Origin of the sequence: Engelhardtia mirabilis, from assembly GCF_007748095.1 — a bacterium.
Lineage (GTDB): Bacteria > Planctomycetota > UBA1135 > UBA1135.
Genome location: NZ_CP036287.1, coordinates 4,244,471 through 4,261,107, shown reverse-complemented (window position 1 = coordinate 4,261,107; position 16,637 = coordinate 4,244,471). Strand labels below are relative to the sequence as shown.

The following is a 16,637-nucleotide window of genomic DNA, read 5'->3' as shown; positions in this document are numbered from 1 at the left end:
CGGTCAGTCGAGCTCGAAGTGAATCGCGTCGGTCGCGGCGCTGAGCGCCCGGGCCACGGCATCGCGCTCCTCGGCTTCGGCGTAGACGGCGCACACGTCCTGGCCCGAGCCCAGACGCTCGGTGACGTGGTCGCCGCGGCCGACCTTGAGCACGACTCGCCGCACGTCCGGAACAGCGCGGGCCTGGTCGATGCCCTGGACCGCACGCACGGTGCCAGCGCCCGGGTGCAACAGCCAAACCCCGGCGCAGCGCGCGGGCGCGTGGGGAAACCGCGGCTCGAGACCCAGCTCCAGCTCGAGCATGGCCCGCCAGGGATCGAAGCCCCAGGCGCGTTCGATCAACTGCATCAAGCGTCCCCCGGGCGGCCGGACGGCAAGCTCGCCGAAGACCAGGCCGCGCGCGGTCTGGAACAGCTCGAGGTGCGTCATCCCGCGCTCCACGCCCACGGCGCGCACCGCGGCCGCCGCGAACTCGCGCACCTGGCTCCAGGTCTCTTGCGGCAGCTGCGCGGGCAGGATGTTCGCGTGGCGGCGCACGAAGTACTCGGTCGGGTTGGCGAACAGGGAGGCGCCGCCGCGCACGAAGCTCTCCACGCTCATCTCGACCCCGTCGATCCAGCCCTCTGCCAGCCAGCCGTAGCCCTGGTCGTAGCCGTCGCCCCGGGCCAGCTCGGCCAGGGCCAGCTCGACCGCCGGAAGGTCGTCCAGCTTGCGCTGCTGCCGGCCCCCGGAGTCACGTCGCGGCTTGATCACCAGCGGCAGGCCCAGGTGCTCGACCAACTCGGCAGCAGTGGAATCGCGCCGCAGTTCGCACCAACGCGCCACGGGCACGCCGGCCGCGTCCATGGCGCGCTTCATCACGACCTTGTCGGCGCAGGCCAGGGCCGTGGCGGGGGAGTTGCCCGGCAGCCCGAGCGCGGCCCGCAGGTGCGCGGCGACGACGACCGTGCGCTCGGCCAGGGCCAGCACAGCGGCGGGCTCGCGCTGGCCCAGGGCCGCGCGCACCTGCGACTCGATGGCGCCGATCGGACCGTGCAGGTCGACCTCGCGCACCGCCTCGATGCGCTCGTCCGCCGGCACCTGTCGCCCGCGGTCGACGACGACGATGGCGCGGCGATCGAGCTCGCGCAGGGCGCGGAGCACGCCGAGGCGGAATCCGATCAGGAGCAGTGGGCCGTCGCCTTTGGACATGGGGGGCTCGCGGAGCCAGTCATAGGGGGCGGGCCGGCCCCAGTCCAGTCCCGGTGCTCAGCGGGCCAGGGCGCGTCCGAGAGATCGCACCAGTTCGCGCCGTAGTCGGGCCCACGGCGCCGCAGGTCCGAGCGTCAACTGCTGGGAGACCTCGAGCTCGACTCCGAGGTAGCGCGCCGGCGCGAAACGCTGGCGCAGGGCCGTGGTCAATCCGTCGGACGTGCCCCGGTAGGGCCGGTTGCGGCGCAGGCGCAGGTCCGGGCGCGACGCGGCCAGCTCGGCCAACCAGGCGTCCACGAAGGCTCGCTCGAGGCGCCGCGCCGGGTCGTAGAGCAGGCCGACGTCCACGTCCCGCTGTACGCCCTTCCAGACCGGCGTGAAGGAGTGCACCGACAGGTGCAGCACGCGGCGGCGGCCCTTGGCGACCACCGCCTGTTCCACCGCGAGCCGGTGCGGACGCCAGTAGCGCTCCAGGAGTCGCTCTCGCTCCGCGGCGGGCAGCCCGCGCGTCCATTCCGAGAAGCAGCCCGGGTTGTCGTGCGAGCGGTTGGCGTCCACCAACAGGCGCGTGGTGGTCGAGAGCACCAGGGGCGCGCCCAGGGCCCGTGCCGCCTGGCGCGCCAGCTGCGCGGCCCCCTGGTCCAGGCCGCGGTGGCTGGCCAGGGCCGCTTCGGCACCCCGCAGGACGTTGCGGTAGCGGGCCGGCACGCGGTTGCCCCCGTGCTCACACGACAGCACCAACTCGGGGCTCACGGCCGGAAGACGAGCCCCTCGTCCATGCAGTCGCACAGCTCGCGGTAGACCTCGCGCAGGGTGCCGCGGTCGGGCTCGGGACCGGTGGAGTCGAGGACGCGCTGGGCGAGGGTGCCGGAGCGCAGGATCACGTCCAGGGGTTCCTCGAGCTCGGGCGCGTCGGCGAAGGAGGGCTCGACCACGCGCTTGAGGAGCTCGCCGACCGTCTCGACTTCGTCGGGCCCGAAGCCGAACAGATCGGCGTAGGCCGGGTCGTCGACGGGCGTCGCGGGGCCGGTGCGGATGGTGCGTTGCAGCAACGTCGCCAGGGGCGCGGTGGGGACCCCGCGCTGGGTTTCGTGGGCAGCCCAGCGCTCTTCCACCAGGCCGCGCACCAGGCCCGCGACGGCCGCGGCCACGGCCAGGTCCGCCCGGGCGCACTCCTGGGCGTCGATCAGGCGCACCTCGACCGCCATGCGATCGAAGCGCGCGATCGCGCCGCGGGCGTTGGTCCACTCCTGTCCGCGTAGGATCGGATCGGCGCCCAGCACGGCCAGCTCGCGGTCGATGGCGCCGTGCACCACCTCGCGGTACTCGTCGAAGCCGAAGATCGGCTCGGGGATCACGTCGCCGGTCATGGCCGGTGTGCGCTCGGCGTTGGTGCGATAGACCTCCAGGCGGTTGTCCAGCAGGCCGGTCACGCGCCCCTCGACGATCGGCGTGCTGGCGGCCAGGGCCGGGATCAGCGGCAGCACGATGCGGACCGCGGCCAACAGGCGCGCGAACTCGTCCTCGCCGTCGAAGGACAGGTTGAGGTGCACGCTCTGAAGGTTGGCCCAGCCGTGGCGGTGGCAGTCGAACAGGCGGTCGTAGGCGCGGTAGACCGGCCCCGTCTCGTGGGGCCAAAGGCGCGTCTCGCGCGTCGGGTCCATCCAGGGGTGCATGCCGGTCGGCATGGTGCGCGCGCCGTGCCGCTCGAGGGCGACACCCAGCCGGCGCGCGCTGTCCCGGAACTGCGCGGCCAGCCCCCGGAAGGACGGCGCCGGTCCGTTGGTCTTGAGCTCGAGCACGTGGGTCACGAGCTCGTTCGACCAACCGATCGGGCCGTCGTCGTGGTCCTCGATCCACTCGTCCGCGCCGGTGACCTCGCGCAGCACCTGGTCCGAGATCGAGCGCACGTCGAGGCTCTCGCGATCGACGACCATCGACTCGATCTCGATCCCGTAACCCTCGAACAGGCCCAACGTCCGCTCTGTCATCTCCCCACGCCCTTCTTCTGTTCGACCCGCGCCAGCATGCCAGCCATGATTCGACGGTACAGCTCCTGTTTGAGGAGCGCGTCCTCGCAGCCAGCGTCGATGTTGGGGTTGTCGTTGACTTCGATCACCACCACGCGGCGACCGAACTGTTTGAGATCGACGCCGTACAGGCCGTCGCCGATGGTGACCGCGGCACGCAGGGCGGCCTTGAGTACGGCGGCGGGCGCCTCGGCCGGATCCACCGGCTCCGTGCGGCCGTAGCGGAAGCCTCCGCTGTCGTTCTTCTTGACGATCTGCCAGTGCCCGCGCGCCATCAGGTAGCGGCACACGTACAGCACCTCTCCGGCGAACACGCCCACGCGCCAATCGAACTCGGAGGGCGTGAACTCCTGGACCAGCAGCAGCTCGGTCTGACCCAGGATGCGCGCGCCGACCTCCTCGAGCTCGGCGGCGTCGGCGCACTTGACGACGCCCTGGGAGAAGGCGCTGTCCGGCAGCTTGAGCACGCACGGGAATCCGATCCGCTCGGCCACCTCGTCGGCGTCCACGCGGTCGGTGATCCAGGTCTTGGGCACGGCCACCCCGGCCAGGGCCAGGGCCTCGGTCTGGTAGACCTTGTTGGTGCAGCGCAGGATCGACTGGGGATCGTCGATCACCACCAGGCCCTCGGCCTCGGCCCGGTGGGCGAAGCGGAAGGTGTGGTGGTTGATCGCGGTGGTCTCGCGGATGAACAGGGCGTCGAACTCGCCCAGCCGTCCGAAGTCGTCGCGGGTGATCATCTCGACCCCGAAGCCCACGCTCTCGGCCGCGGTGCGGAAGCGCTCCAGGGCCTTGGGATCGGAGGGCGCCAGTTCCTCCTCGGGGTCGTGCAGGATCGCCAGGTCGTAGCGCGACTCCTTGCGCGAGCGGGTGCGATAGCGCCGCCGCGCGAAGTGCTCCACCGCCGCCTCTTGCAGCGCCTCCCAGTGGCTCTTGGGCACCTCGCGCAGGGCGATCGGCGCCAGGCTCGTCAGGTGCCAGCGCTCACCGCCCTGGAACACGGCCCTGAACAGGGGCGCCGGGAAGCGCGCGAAGAGGCTGCGCGCCAGGCGCTGGTGGCGCTTGGCCAGGTTGTTGCCGAAGTAGACGCTCAGCTCGAAGCGCTCCGAACGGATGTCCTGCAGGCTCTTCTGGATCAGGTCGTCCAGCTCGTCGTCCACGTTGCGGACCAGCGAGCGGCTCTTCATGTCCAGGATCGTCATCAGATCCGGGAAGGGCCGGTGGCGCCGCGCCGCGGCCAGGAGGGACACGTAGTAGCCCTCCGACTGGTAGCGGTAGGAGCGCGTCAGGTTGAACATCCGCACGCCCCGCTCGGCGACCCAGGCCGGGTCGGTCAGGTAGTCACGGGCGCGCACGACCTCGACCCCTGGGATCTCCAAGGGCCAGTCACTGGGGCGACTGACGACGACAATGGTCCGCATGGGAGATGGGCCTCAGCCTCGCGGCTCGATCACGACCAGATTGGCGTCGTAGGTCAGGACACCGAGGTAGATGGCGCCCACCAGGCGATCGATATCGACCGGGTAGGTGTGTTTCACCGAGAGGGGATTGGGGTGCAGTGGGTCGGAGACCAGCAGCTCTCGCGAGGAGGGGGTATAGCCGGTGAGCACGGTGAAGTGCCCGACCGGATCACCGGCGATGTCATCGGGCGTGTCGTCGGCCGGGCGCTCGCGCGGATCGCGGTACAGGAAGGTGGCCGACAGGCCGGTCAGGATCGGCAGGCGGCGACGCAGGAAACCCAGCAGCAACCCGGGCGTCAGGTCGCGCATCTCGATCTTCCCGCCCTGGTCGAGGAAGTCGATGTAGGCCTGGGCCGCGAAGCCCAGCTTGGCGTTCTGCTTGGCAGCCGCCCGCGCGCGCAGCTTGTCCTGCAGGTCTCCCGCCGGCAGGCCGAACCATGTGGGATCGAACAGACGCAGGTTCCAGGTCAACAGGGTCGCGTCGTAGCCGCGCTTGAGGGCGTCGGTGGCCAGCAGCACCCCCAAGGTGCCCCCGTCCTCCAGGGTCGGGATCTGCTCGATGAGGGTCTCGACCGGGACTTCGGCTTCGAAGTAGCGGTAGATCGCGCTCAGGCAGGTGGCCCCGCAGGTCTCGTCGTTCGGCTGCCGCTGGATCTCGAATGAGACCAGCCGCTCGCCCTCCGGCCGCTCGTTCATGGGTCAGCGCAGTGGGAAGAAGTACAGGACGATCTCGACCGCGATCAGCACGATGATGATCCACTCGAGCAACTCGGATCGGCGGTGTGAGGCCAGGCCGGCCAGGCTCTCGTAGGTGTTGCGAAGGAAGCCCAGCTTGCGCTCGATCGATACGTCCCAGTCGTTGAAGTGGAAGCGATCGGCGGCAGTTCGATAGAGCCGGGCGAGGTAGTCGTCGCCCAGCAGCTTGAGGGCGTTGTCGACGCGCTCGTGGAGCACGGCCCCGTCGGCCTGCATGCGCCCGATGCGGTGCAACTCGCGGCCCTGCACGGTCAGCGCCGTCCAGGGGTTCGGGCGCCGCTCCATCATGCGGTAGGCCTCATCGATCTCCTGGTCGAGCTGGGCGTCGAGCAGGCGCAGCTCGAGCAGCTCGACGGTGGCCAGCTCGAGCACCAGCCGCTCGTCCTCGGTGGAGCGGCCCACGAGCAGGGCCCCCAGCCAGTCGACGAAGCAGACCTCGCCCTTGCGGTAGGAGACTCGGTCGGAGAGGGCGTCCTCGACCTCCTGGGTCGACAGGGTGTCCCGCTCGGCCCGCAGAATCCGCGCCAGATCGCCACGCAGCTTTTCGCCGGGATGCTCCAGGTCGACCTCAGGGTCCGAGATCTCGAACACCACGTAGTCCTCGATCACATCGGAGACCAGCGGCCGGTCGGCCGCGGAGTCCAGGGAAGCCAAGAGGTCCACGCCGAGCCGCCGCGAGTGGTCGCGGAGTTCCGCGTGGTCGTAGAGGTCGACCGAGAGGTCGACCAGTTCGTCCAAGGGACCGTCGAAGGGCAGGCGCCAAGTGACGCACAGGGCGCCCTGCTCGTAGATGGCGAACTCCACCTGCGGGGCCATGCTCCAGGTGCCCAGGGCCGGCGGCACCACGTCGATCGACAGGCGCAGGGGCGGCAGCGCTGCGTCGCCGGTCAACACGCGGCTCTTGTGGTGAAAGGTCGCCCGGTGCCAGGCCGTGAGTCGGTCCTGGGCCTTGGTGAGATCGATCTCGCGCGCAAGGTCCAGGCAGAAGAGGATGGAGCAGGTACCTCGAAGGTTCATGGATCCCTCGCCGCGCACGACGGGGGGTGACGAATACTCGTCTTCACCCGGTTCCCGCGCAAGTGGCAGGAGGGCCCGGACCGCCGAGGATCGACTCGAATCGGCCGAACCATGCGGGGCGCCGACTGCACGCGGGATGGGGCCAACCGGCTCGACCGCGATCGGGGAGGGTGGTGGTCGTCGACCGCACCCGATCGGAGCGAAAACCGCTCACGGGGCGATGTGGGGCGCGAGCAGCACCCCGCCGTCGCGCGCCGGTCAATCCGCGCCCAGGTGCGCTGCGATCGCGTCGGGATCGAGCCCATGGACCTCGTGCAGGCGCACGATCGTCGCGACTCGATCCAGGGCGAGGGTGGCGATGCAGACCGTCGAATCGTGGGTCAGGCCCTCGCCCAGGAGGCCGCGCTCGTAGACCTCGCGCAGGACCACCGCGCGCACCTGGTAGATCTCGGCCACGACCTCGAGGCTGAGGTACCGCTCGCCCTCGTGCAGGATCGGCTCGCGATTCACTGGGAGCCTCCGCCCGCTGCCGCGGCCTCGCCGAGTTCGCGCAGGAGCTGCTTCTGCCGCTCCGTGAGTTCGCGCGGCAGGTCGAGTTCCAGGCGCACGAACAGGTCGCCGTGGCCGCCGCCGCGCTTGGCCAGGCCTTGACCCTTGAGCCGCAAGCGCCGAGCGCTGCGGGACCCGGGCGGCACCTTGACGCTGGCCAGGCCCTTGGCCGTGCGCACGTCGACCTTGGTGCCGTCCTCGGCTTCCCAGGGCGTGACCGTCACACGCGTCTCCAAGTCGTCACCCTGAACCTGGGTGCGGTCGTCGTCGTCCAGGCGCAGGGTCAGGAACAGGTCGCCGTTCTCGCTGCCCTCCGGGCCGGGCTCGCCCAGACCTTTGAGCCGCAGGGGCAAGCCGTCGCGCAGCTCGGTGGGGATCTTGAGCTCGACGGTCTTGGACTGCGGCACGCTGCCCACCCCGGCGCAGGAGGGGCAGACGTGCTGGCCCACGAAGCCGGTGCCGGCGCAGCTCGGGCAGGTCGCCTGGGCGGCGATCTGGAAGCTGCGCCGACCGCCGGCGAGGGCGTCGGAGATCGACAGTCGCAGCTCGGCTCGCACGTCGGCGCCGCGGTAGCGGTAGCGCCCGTGACGCCCCGGTCCGCCGCCGAAGTCCCCGCGGACCTGATCGCCGAACATGCTCTGGAAGAAGTCGGAGAAGCCGCCGCCGCCACCGAAGGCGCGCTCGAACTCCTCGCGCGACATGGTCGGCTGGTCGGGCTGGGGCTGGAAGTCCTGGCCCTGCTCCCAGTGCTCGCCGAAGCGGTCGAAGCGGGCCCGCTTCTCGGGGTCCGACAGCACCTCGTAGGCCTCGCTGATGCGCTTGAAGCGCGCCTCCGCCTCGGCCGTGTCGCCGCTGGAGTGCTGGTCCGGATGCCACTTCAAGGCCAACTTCCGGTAGGCCTTCTTGATCCGCTCGGGGCTCGCGTCGCGCTCCACCCCGAGGACCTCGTAGTAGTCCTGGAACTTCAATCTGGGCGGAGTCTAGTGTCCTGGATCCGAAATTCGGCGTCACTTCCCGGGCTCCGATCGCCGCTGGCGTCGCCAGCGCCTCCTCCGAGTATCGCAGCGGATACGCGTCGTCGGCGCGCCTAGCCAGCATCGATCGGACCTCCGGGAAGTGACGCCGAATTTCGGATCCAGGACACTAGCCAGCATCGATCGGACCTCCGGGCAGTGACGCCGAATTTCCGATCCAGGACACTTGCCCACTTCGGTCATCAGGATCCGCGCCCAGCACGCCCAAGCGGCGGCCGACGGACGAGTCGGACGCACTGGCCACGAATCCTGGTGACCGAAGCGGGCTTGGTCGTCGGGGTGGTACCCGCGAGGACACTCCCCCGGTTCGGCCGCGACGGTCGGGGCGGGGAGGCCCGACTCGCGTCGGCCACGGGCCCCCCGTCGAGGGGATCCCGGGCTGCGGGGGGGCAGGTTCGTTGTCGCCCGCTCGCTGGGCGGGCCAGGATAGCGCCCATGAGCACCGCCTCGAATCGTCGCAACGCCGGCTGCTTCGACCTGGGTCCACCGCTCAGCCGTCGTCGGCTGCTGGCCCTGATCGGCGGTGGCGCGGCGGGTGCGGCCCTGGGGGCTTGCTCCGCGACTCCGCCCACTTCCTTCGAGACGTCCAGTCGCCGGTTCCTGCAACTCGTCCAACGGGGGGATGCACCGGGCGTCGGTCGCATGCTCGCTACCGACGCGCGGCTGGTGCGGGTGGTCGACGGTCAGGGGCGCTCGGCGTTCGTGCTGGCGCACCTGTCGGGCCACGGGCAGATCGGTGAGTTGCTCCGGGAGCGGGGCCTCGAGCTCGACCTGGTCGAGGCCGTGTTGGCGGCGGATTGGCCGCTGGTGGAACAGCTCGCGGCCGCGGATTCCCGGGCGATCAACCGTTCCCATCCGATCGGCGGCAATCCGCTCTACGCCAGTGCTCTGGTTGGTGGCGCCGAGCAGTACCGGCTGCGGTCGCTCGGATGCGACTCGGACGGGCGTCCGGTGGGGGGCAGCGGCTTCAGTCCGGCGCGGGCGGCGATGCAGTGCCGCGACCCGGTGGGGGCCCTGCTCGCGGGGATGGACATCCTCAGCAACGGCGGCGATCCGAACGTGCCCCAGGCGAGGGGCGACAGCGTGCTGCACGGCGCGGTGCGGGCGCGCGATACGCGGCTCGTGGCCATGGTCCTGCGCAAGGGCGGCGATCCCTACGCCTGCGACGAGCACGGACGTCGGCCCTTGGACCTGGCTCGTGAGCTGGAGTGGGCGCCGGGAGTGGAGCTCCTGGAGCGGCAGTCGTCGATCGCGCGGGACCACCGCGCTTCCCGGTTCGCCTTCGACCAGAGTCGCCAGCCCTTCGTGCTCGATCCCCTCGATGACGTGTCGCAAGCCGCACAGAGCGAGATCACGGGACTGTCGCACTTCAATCGCGCGCGGGTGGCGGAACTGCTCGCCGCCGAGCCGCGTCTGGTCCACGCCATCTCGGCCGATGACGAGTTGGCCATCGAGGCCTGCGGGCACACGGGGCAGGCCGAGCTCATTCAGGTACACCTCGACCACGGTGCTCCGCTCTCCCTGCCGACGGCGATCAGCGTGGGGGACCTGCAGCACGCGCGTTGGCTGCTGGCCCAGGACCCACTGCTGATCCACGAGCGAGGCCCGCACGACTTTGCCGTGATGTGGTACCCGGCCATCGGCGGAGGTTCGGTGGAGGCGGCCGAGCTGTTGCTCGAGTACGGGGCGGATCTGGAGCAGGAGAGCGGCGGCGAGACGGCGCTGCACCTGGCTGCCTGGCGCGGGCACGACGAGCTCGTGCGCTACCTGGTCCAGCGGGGCGCGCGGATCGATGCCGTGGGCTACCGGCAGGTACGGGCGGGCGCGACGCCCCTCGATCTGGCCCTCGCCGGCGGTCACGAGCGGGTGGCGGCGAGTCTGCGAGAACTCTGAGCCCGAGCCTGAGCGCCGCATGCGGAGAGCGGATCCCCCATTTGGGGGACCTGCTCCCGATCGCATCGCGGCCGGGGTGCGCGCGAGCCCCACTGTCCTCGGATCGAGCACCTCTCGCCAGCGACTGCGTTTTTGCATTCTCCTGCGAAGCGTGAGTCGGTCTCATGGCTCTGCAGCAGGCCCCCAGACCTCGGACCTCCAGGTGATGTCGCCTCAACCAGAGAACCCGGACGCCGCGCGCGATCCCTACCGCGAGCTCTTCGAGCGCTCCGCGGACGCGATCTTGATCATCGAGGGCGAGACCTTCGTCGACTGCAACCAGGCGACGGTGCGGATGCTGCGCTACGGCAGCAAGGGCGAGGTCCTCGAGACCCATCCCTCGGAGCTCTCGCCACCGACCCAGCCGGACGGCCGAGACTCCTTCGAGAAGGCCAACGAGATGATGGCCATCGCCTTCGAGCGGGGCAGCCACCGGTTCGAGTGGGATCACAAGCGTGCCGACGGCGAGGTCTTTCCGGTCGAGGTCCTGTTGACCGCGGTCAGTGAGCCGGGGCGTCGGTCCCTGCACGTGGTTTGGCGCGACATCACTACTCGCAAGCACCTCGAGGAGGAGCTGCGTCAGGCGTTGAAGATGGAGGCCGTCGGCAAGTTGACCGGCGGCATCGCCCACGACTTCAACAACCTGCTGGTAGCGATCCTGGGTCACGCCGACCTCTTGCACGAGCTGCTCGCGGACTCGCCCCAGGCCCTGGAGCACGTGACCGAGATCGAGAACGCCGGAGCGCGTGCGGCGGAGCTCGTGCGCCAACTATTGGCGTTCGGCCGCAAGCAGCAGTTGCTGCCCAGTGTTCTCGACCTCAACAGCCTGACCCGCGAGCTCCTGCGACTGGTCGAGCGCTTGATCGGTGAGGACGTGACCCTCGTCTTCGATCTGAGCACGGAGTCGATTCCGGTCAGGGCGGACAGCGGGCAGCTCAGCCAGGTGCTGCTCAACCTGGCGGCCAACGCGCGCGACGCCATGCCCGATGGGGGGCAACTGACGATCGAGACCTCGAGAGCCTCGTTGGACCACGTTCGCAGGATCACGGGCGCGGACCCGGTCCATGCGGAGTATGCCGCCCTGTCGGTGACCGACACCGGTTGCGGCATGGATCCCGAGACCCTCGACCGCGCCTTCGACCCCTTCTTCACCACCAAGGAGACGGGCAAGGGCTCGGGACTGGGCCTGGCCACGGTCTACGGGATCGTCAAGCAGAGCGAAGGCTCGGTCTCCCTTCGAAGTGCAGTGGGCCACGGCACGCGCGTCGAGGTGCTGTTGCCGATCACCAGCGAGCCCATCCCCGAGCGTGCACCGAGTGCCGGCTCGGTCTCGGGGCGCGACCGTGGGAATGAGCTGATCCTCGTGGTGGAGGACGAGGAGGTGGTGGCTCGGCTGGTGCTGCGCGCCCTGGAGGGCCGCGGCTACAGGGTCATGACCTGCCAGACGGGCGTGGAGGCGCTCGAGGCCTACTGCGCGCGACCGGACGAGATCGATCTGCTGGTGACCGACGTGATCATGCCGCAGATGGGCGGCGCGACCCTGGTCGCGGAGCTGACGCGACTCGGGCACGCTCCGCGCGTGCTGTTCATGTCCGGTTACACCGACGACAACCTGACCGTGCTGCACGAGCTGGGCGAGGACCTGGACGTGCTCGAGAAGCCCTTCGACGGCGCGACGATCGCCCAGCGAGTGCGCGCGGCCTTGGATCGTTGACGCGGCGCGGCGGCGGCGACTGCAACCCGGCCGGCAGTCGCGCTCCCGAGCGTTCCGGGGGGGGGCGTGCACGGACCGTAGTCGAGCCCCACTCGACCCTGTCTAGCCACCGGGGATGGCCTATCTTGGGGCGTGCTCGAAACTCCGACGGACCTGACCGACGTGGCCGCGGGGCGCCCCCTGGTGCTCTACGACGGTGATTGCGGCCTGTGCGAGCGCAGCGTGCAGTTCATCCTCGAGCGCGACCCCAAGGAGCGCTTCGTCTTCGCGCCCCTGCAGTCGCAGCTCGCCCGAGACCTGATTCGATCGATCGGCGCAGACCCCGATCGACTCGAGACCATCGTCCTGCGGGACGAGGCCGGCCGCATGCACCTGCGTAGTGGAGCCGCCCTTCGAATCGCAGCGCGGCTGCGGGCGCCATGGCCCCTGCTCGCAGCCGGCCTGGTCCTGCCGCCCCTGCTGCGCGACGGGGTCTACAAGTGGATCGCCCGCCGTCGCCTGCGCTGGTTCGGATCAGCGGACAGTTGCCGCTTGCCGGATCCGAAGCGTCCGGCGCGCTTCCTGCGCTGAAGTTGGTGCGCCCCTCGGGCGCGGATCCTGGTGGCTGATGCGGGCAAGTGTCGGGGCTAGACCCCGATGTCCTCGTTCCACAGTTCCGGCCTCGCTTCGATGAAGCGCCGCATCAGCTCGACGCACTCCCCGTCGTCGCGCACGTCGAGTTCCACGCCACGCGAGCGCAGGTAGTCCTCGGGGCCGCGGAAGGTGCGGTGTTCACCGGCGACGACTCGTGGGATCCCGTACAGCAGAATCGCCCCGCTACACATGTCGCAGGGCGAGAGGGTCGAGTAGAGGGTGGCCCGGCGGTAGTCCGCGGCGGCGAGGCGTCCCGCTCGCTCGAGGCAGTCCATCTCCGCGTGCAGCACGGCGCTGCCCTGCTGCACGCGCCGGTTGTGTCCGCGTGCGACGATGTGGCCGTCGATCACGAGTACGCTCCCGATCGGGATGCCGCCCTCGCTCAGGCCCAGGAGCGCCTCGTCGATCGCGGCTCGGAGGAAGGGGTCGTTCACGTTCGGTAGGGGGTCGTGCGCTCCCCTGGGTGCGCGGTACGCGGCAACGGGCCAACGCATGTCGGCGCCGCCTCGGCGATCCTAGCCGGGTCCCCGGGGCCCCACAACACGGCCCTGCCCTTGCAATGTGCGCGGCAACCAGGGCACGCTGCGCCGGCACGAGACCATGGCACACATCGACCACGGACGAATGGTGGGGACCAGCCCCGCGCGCACCGACGGGGCGCAGAAGGTTCGCGGCCTCTGCCGCTACGTGGACGACCTGGAGTTCGATGGACTGTGGCACGGCGCGACGGTGCGCTCACCCCACGCCTGCGCGCGGATCGTCGCGATCGACGCCGCTGCGGCCCTGGCGGATCCCGATGTCGTCGTGTTGACGGCGCGGGACCTGCCCGGCCCCAACGTGCTGCGCCTGATCGCCGACGACTGGCCGGTCCTCGCGGACGGTCGCGTGAACCACTTCGCGGAGCCGGTGGCCCTGGTCGCCGCGCCGACCCGCGAGCGCGCCCGCGCGGCGGTCGGACGAGTCGAAGTCCGCTACGAGGTGGAGCGCGGCATCCACGACCTGGACCAGGCCCTGGCGAGTCCGCGCATCCTGGCCTCCTGCCGCATCGAGCGCGGCGACCTGGAGGCCGGCTTCGCCGCCGCGACCCACGTGGTAGAGGGGGTCTACGACACGGCTCACCAGGAACACGTCTACATCGAGCCCCAGGGCATGGTCGCGCGGCCCACGGCCCAGGGCGAGCTCGAGGTGATCGGCTCCCTGCAGTGCCCCTACTACGTGCAGAAGGCCCTGGCGCTGCTCTTCGACGAGCCGGTGCGCGTACGCCAGGCGCCCACCGGCGGCGGCTTCGGCGGCAAGGAGGAGTTCCCCGACGCCATCGCGGCCCACGCGGCCCTGTTGGCGCGGCGGGTGGGCAGGCCGGTGAAGATCGTCTACGACCGCCACGAGGACATGCAGGCGACGCCGAAGCGCCATCCCTCGCGTGTGCGCCACCGCACGGGCGTCGACGCCGCCGGCAAGCTCTGCGCCATGGAGATCGAGGTGATCCTGGACGGTGGTGCCTACACGACCCTTTCGGGCGTCGTGCTCTCCCGCGCTGTCCTGCACGCCGGTGGCGCCTACGCCTGTCCGAACGTGCGGATCGAGGGCCGCGCCCTCGCCACCAACACGGTGCCCAGTGGGGCATTCCGCGGCTTCGGCGCGCCCCAGACCCAATTCGCGGTGGAGCGCCAGATGGACCGCATCGCGCGCTTGATCGGCACGGACCCCCTGACCCTGCGCGAACGCAACGCCTACCGCCTGGGCGACGTGACTCCCACGGGCCAGGTGCTCGAGGAGAGCGTCAGCGCGCTCGAGTGCCTGGCCGCCGCGCAGGCGCGCACCGACTTCAAGCGCCGCTGGCATGAGATCGAGGACGCGCGCGCGTCCGGCGAAGGTCACGCGCTGCACGGCATCGGCCTGGCCCTGTCCTGGCACGGCGCGGGCTTCACCGGCGAGGGAGAGCAGCGCATGCGCTCGCCCGTGCGCCTGGCCCTGGTCGCCCCCGACTGCGTGGAGGTGCGCGTGGCCGCCTGCGACTTCGGCCAGGGCACGACGATCGTCCTGTCGCAGATCGTCGCCGACGCCCTCGGCCTGCCGACGGAGATGGTGCGGGTGGTCGATCCCGACACGTCCAAGGTGCCGGACTCGGGTCCGACCGTCGCCTCGCGAACGGTGATGGTCGTGGGCGGGATCCTGGAGCGGGCCGGGCGCCGTCTGGTGCGCGAGTTGGGACAGGGTGGTGCGCCGCCGGCCTCGCCCGCCGAGTTCGTCGAGCTGGCGCGGGCCTACCTGACGCAGCACGGCGAGCTGGAGGTCGAGGAACGCTTCGAACCCGCCCCCGGACAGACCTTCGACGAGACGACCTACACCGGCACGGCCTACTCGGCCTACGGCTGGGGCGTGCACGTGGCCGAGGTTCGCGTGGACGCGGACACCCTGGCGACGCGGGTCGAGCGCGCGACCCTGGTCTTCGACGTGGGCAAGGCGATCCACCCGGTGCTGTGTGCGGGACAGGTGGAGGGCGGGTCGCTGCAGGCCTTCGGCTTCGGGCATCTGGAGGACCTGCGCCTCTCCGAGGGCCGGCCGCTGCAGGACAGCCTGTCGACCTACGTGATCCCGACCGCCGTCGACGCACCCGACTTCGACACGATCCTGATCGAGAACCCGACGCGCTCCGGTCCACAGGGCGCCAAGGGCGTGGGCGAGTTGCCCATGGATGGCGGCGGGCCGGCCCTGGTCGCTGCGATCGAGAACGCCACGGGGATCGTGGCCACGCGGGCGCCGGCCACGCCCGAGGTGCTGCTCGAGGACCTCTTGGCCGGTCGCACCCTCGGGCCGGAAGCGGTCGCGGGCGCGCTGCAGGCCGGAGAGCCGCTGGAGGGCCTGCGATGAGCGAGGGCTGGACGCTGAGCGTGAATGGGGAGGAGCGCACCTTCGTCGGTGACGGCATGACGCGACTGCTCGACGTGCTGCGCGAGTCCCTGGGCCTGGTCGGCACCAAGGAGGGCTGTGGCGAGGGCGAGTGCGGCTCGTGCAGCGTGCTGCTCGACGGCGATGTCGTGTGTTCGTGCCTGGTACCGGTGTTCCAGGTCGAGGGGCGCGACGTGCGCACGATCGAGGATGCCACCGCCGTCCCGGGCCTGGCCGCGCTGCAGGACACGATGGTCACCGAGGGCGGCGTCCAGTGCGGCGCCTGCACCCCGGGCATCGTGCTCACGGCCGCGGTCCTCTTGGAGCGCAGCGAGCGGCCGGATCGCGCCGCGATTCGGGAGGCCCTGGCCGGGAACCTGTGCCGCTGCACCGGCTACGAACGCATCTTCCGCGCGGTGGAGAAGCTGGTCGACCAACGCCCACGGGGGGCGCTGTGACCCGCACCTTCCGGCCTCGTAGCCTGGCCGAAGCGTTGGACGCCATGGGGGCGCCCGATGCCGTCGCCGTCGCCGGTTGCACCGACCTGATGGTGGTCGACACGGCCACGGGCCGCCGTCACGGCGCGGTGGTGGATCTACAGCGTTTGCCCGAACTGGCGGGCGTACGCGACGACGGCGGTTGGATCGACATCGGTGCCGCCGTGAGCTTTTCGCAACTGCGCAGGGAGGCGCTCGTGGCCGAGCACGCGCCGATCTTGGTCCAGGCCGCCGCGACGATCGGCGGCTGGCAGATCCAGAATCGCGCGACCATCGGCGGCAACATCGCCAACGCCTCGCCGGTCGGGGACTCGCTGCCGGTGCTCCTGGCCCTGGGAGCGGAGCTGGTCCTGGCGAGCAGTTCCGGCGAGCGGCGTGTGTCCTATGCGGACTTCCACCGGGGCTACCGCGAGACTGTCCTCGAGCCCGGAGGGTTGATCGTGCGCGTGCGCGTGCCCCACGCGCTGCCCGACCAGTTCCAGGGTTTCAAGAAGGTCGGCACCCGCGAGGCCCAGGCGATCAGCAAGGTGGTCGTCGCCCTGAGCGCCCGCCGCGTCGAGGTCGGCGGCCAGGAGCACCTGGCGGACGTGCGCCTGGGCGCGGGCGCGGTTGCGGCGATGCCGATCCGTCTGCGCAGGACAGAGGCCCTGCTGGAAGGAGCGCCCGTGGGCGCGGACACCGCAACCCGAGCCGCGCGCGAGGCCCGTGCCGAGGTCAACCCGATCGACGACGCCCGCTCGACCGCCCGCTACCGCGCCCACGTCTTAGGGCGAGTGGTGCGGCGGCTCGTCGGCGATATCTCAGCCTGACCGAAGTGGGCTAGTGTCCTGGATCAGATATTCGGCGTCACTTCCCGGGCTCCGATCGCCGCTGGCGTCACCAGCGCCTCCTCCGAGTATCGCAGCGGATACGCGTCGTCAGCGCGCCTAGCCAGC

At 70.8% G+C, this 16,637-nt stretch carries 15 protein-coding genes; 6 read left to right on the top strand and 9 right to left on the bottom strand.

Going from position 1 to position 16,637, the window contains the following annotated elements; genetic code table 11:
* Window positions 1–3 precede the first annotated feature (3 nt).
* The 8 genes from Pla133_RS15805 to Pla133_RS15770 form a co-directional block, all read right to left on the bottom strand.
* Window positions 4–1,191 carry an ATP-grasp domain-containing protein gene (locus tag Pla133_RS15805; RefSeq protein ID WP_145066936.1) on the bottom strand — a complete coding sequence of 396 codons (1,188 nt, stop codon included), beginning with the start codon at window positions 1,189–1,191 and terminating at the stop codon, window positions 4–6.
* A gap of 57 nt (window positions 1,192–1,248) precedes the next feature.
* On the bottom strand, window positions 1,249–1,944 hold the full coding sequence (locus tag Pla133_RS15800) for an N-formylglutamate amidohydrolase (protein WP_145066934.1): 696 nt from the start codon (window positions 1,942–1,944) through the stop codon (window positions 1,249–1,251).
* A complete protein-coding gene (locus Pla133_RS15795) occupies window positions 1,941–3,182 on the bottom strand; it encodes a carboxylate-amine ligase (RefSeq protein WP_145066932.1) in 1,242 nt (413 codons plus the stop codon). The genes Pla133_RS15800 and Pla133_RS15795 overlap by 4 nt, the downstream gene beginning before the upstream one ends.
* On the bottom strand, window positions 3,179–4,642 hold the full coding sequence (locus Pla133_RS15790; protein ID WP_145066930.1) for a RimK family protein: 1,464 nt from the start codon (window positions 4,640–4,642) through the stop codon (window positions 3,179–3,181). The genes Pla133_RS15795 and Pla133_RS15790 overlap by 4 nt, the downstream gene beginning before the upstream one ends.
* A gap of 12 nt (window positions 4,643–4,654) precedes the next feature.
* Window positions 4,655–5,377, bottom strand: coding sequence for a cysteine peptidase family C39 domain-containing protein (locus Pla133_RS15785; protein ID WP_145066928.1), 723 nt, complete (start codon window positions 5,375–5,377; stop codon window positions 4,655–4,657).
* 3 nt (window positions 5,378–5,380) lie between these two features.
* Window positions 5,381–6,454 (bottom strand): RMD1 family protein, encoded by a 1,074-nt coding sequence (locus tag Pla133_RS15780; RefSeq protein ID WP_145066926.1) that lies wholly within the window; start codon window positions 6,452–6,454, stop codon window positions 5,381–5,383.
* A 258-nt stretch (window positions 6,455–6,712) separates the two neighbouring features.
* Window positions 6,713–6,964 (bottom strand): hypothetical protein, encoded by a 252-nt coding sequence (locus Pla133_RS15775; protein ID WP_145066924.1) that lies wholly within the window; start codon window positions 6,962–6,964, stop codon window positions 6,713–6,715.
* Complete coding sequence (locus Pla133_RS15770; RefSeq protein ID WP_145066922.1) at window positions 6,961–7,971, bottom strand: DnaJ C-terminal domain-containing protein; 1,011 nt, start codon at window positions 7,969–7,971, stop codon at window positions 6,961–6,963. The genes Pla133_RS15775 and Pla133_RS15770 overlap by 4 nt, the downstream gene beginning before the upstream one ends.
* Before the next feature lie 501 nt (window positions 7,972–8,472).
* On the opposite strand from Pla133_RS15770, the gene Pla133_RS15765 reads away from it, so the two are divergent.
* From Pla133_RS15765 to Pla133_RS15755, 3 genes are all read left to right on the top strand, one after another.
* Window positions 8,473–9,930 (top strand): ankyrin repeat domain-containing protein, encoded by a 1,458-nt coding sequence (locus Pla133_RS15765; RefSeq protein ID WP_145066919.1) that lies wholly within the window; start codon window positions 8,473–8,475, stop codon window positions 9,928–9,930.
* A gap of 205 nt (window positions 9,931–10,135) precedes the next feature.
* Window positions 10,136–11,683: a hybrid sensor histidine kinase/response regulator gene (locus Pla133_RS15760; RefSeq protein WP_419191584.1), complete on the top strand. Its 1,548-nt coding sequence runs from the start codon at window positions 10,136–10,138 to the stop codon at window positions 11,681–11,683.
* A 132-nt stretch (window positions 11,684–11,815) separates the two neighbouring features.
* Window positions 11,816–12,253, top strand: a complete 438-nt coding sequence (locus Pla133_RS15755) for a thiol-disulfide oxidoreductase DCC family protein (RefSeq protein ID WP_419191583.1) — start codon at window positions 11,816–11,818, stop codon at window positions 12,251–12,253.
* A gap of 56 nt (window positions 12,254–12,309) precedes the next feature.
* Here Pla133_RS15755 and Pla133_RS15750 read toward each other — a convergent pair whose 3' ends face one another.
* Entirely contained in the window at window positions 12,310–12,750 is a 441-nt protein-coding gene (locus Pla133_RS15750) for a nucleoside deaminase (RefSeq protein WP_419191582.1), read from the bottom strand.
* A 166-nt stretch (window positions 12,751–12,916) separates the two neighbouring features.
* Here Pla133_RS15750 and Pla133_RS15745 point away from each other — a divergent pair, with 166 nt between their 5' ends.
* The 3 genes from Pla133_RS15745 to Pla133_RS15735 are packed head-to-tail and all read left to right on the top strand — an operon-like array spanning window position 12,917 to window position 16,511.
* Window positions 12,917–15,187: a xanthine dehydrogenase family protein molybdopterin-binding subunit gene (locus Pla133_RS15745; protein ID WP_145066913.1), complete on the top strand. Its 2,271-nt coding sequence runs from the start codon at window positions 12,917–12,919 to the stop codon at window positions 15,185–15,187.
* Window positions 15,184–15,663 (top strand): (2Fe-2S)-binding protein, encoded by a 480-nt coding sequence (locus tag Pla133_RS15740; protein WP_145066911.1) that lies wholly within the window; start codon window positions 15,184–15,186, stop codon window positions 15,661–15,663. The genes Pla133_RS15745 and Pla133_RS15740 overlap by 4 nt, the downstream gene beginning before the upstream one ends.
* Window positions 15,660–16,511, top strand: coding sequence for an FAD binding domain-containing protein (locus Pla133_RS15735; protein ID WP_145066909.1), 852 nt, complete (start codon window positions 15,660–15,662; stop codon window positions 16,509–16,511). Before Pla133_RS15740 ends, Pla133_RS15735 begins: the two co-directional genes overlap by 4 nt.
* Window positions 16,512–16,637: the final 126 nt, after the last annotated feature.

What these genes read in the sequence shown, in the direction of transcription:
- Pla133_RS15765 (WP_145066919.1), top strand. Translation starts at nt 8,473, where the DNA reads ATGAGCACCGCCTCGAATCGTCGCAACGCCGGCTGCTTCGACCTGGGT.
- Pla133_RS15760 (WP_419191584.1), top strand. Translation starts at nt 10,136, where the DNA reads ATGTCGCCTCAACCAGAGAACCCGGACGCCGCGCGCGATCCCTACCGC.
- Pla133_RS15740 (WP_145066911.1), top strand. Translation starts at nt 15,184, where the DNA reads ATGAGCGAGGGCTGGACGCTGAGCGTGAATGGGGAGGAGCGCACCTTC.
- Pla133_RS15795 (WP_145066932.1), bottom strand. Translation starts at nt 3,182, where the DNA reads ATGACAGAGCGGACGTTGGGCCTGTTCGAGGGTTACGGGATCGAGATC.
- Pla133_RS15745 (WP_145066913.1), top strand. Translation starts at nt 12,917, where the DNA reads ATGGCACACATCGACCACGGACGAATGGTGGGGACCAGCCCCGCGCGC.
- Pla133_RS15790 (WP_145066930.1), bottom strand. Translation starts at nt 4,642, where the DNA reads ATGCGGACCATTGTCGTCGTCAGTCGCCCCAGTGACTGGCCCTTGGAG.
- Pla133_RS15785 (WP_145066928.1), bottom strand. Translation starts at nt 5,377, where the DNA reads ATGAACGAGCGGCCGGAGGGCGAGCGGCTGGTCTCATTCGAGATCCAG.
- Pla133_RS15805 (WP_145066936.1), bottom strand. Translation starts at nt 1,191, where the DNA reads ATGTCCAAAGGCGACGGCCCACTGCTCCTGATCGGATTCCGCCTCGGC.
- Pla133_RS15780 (WP_145066926.1), bottom strand. Translation starts at nt 6,454, where the DNA reads ATGAACCTTCGAGGTACCTGCTCCATCCTCTTCTGCCTGGACCTTGCG.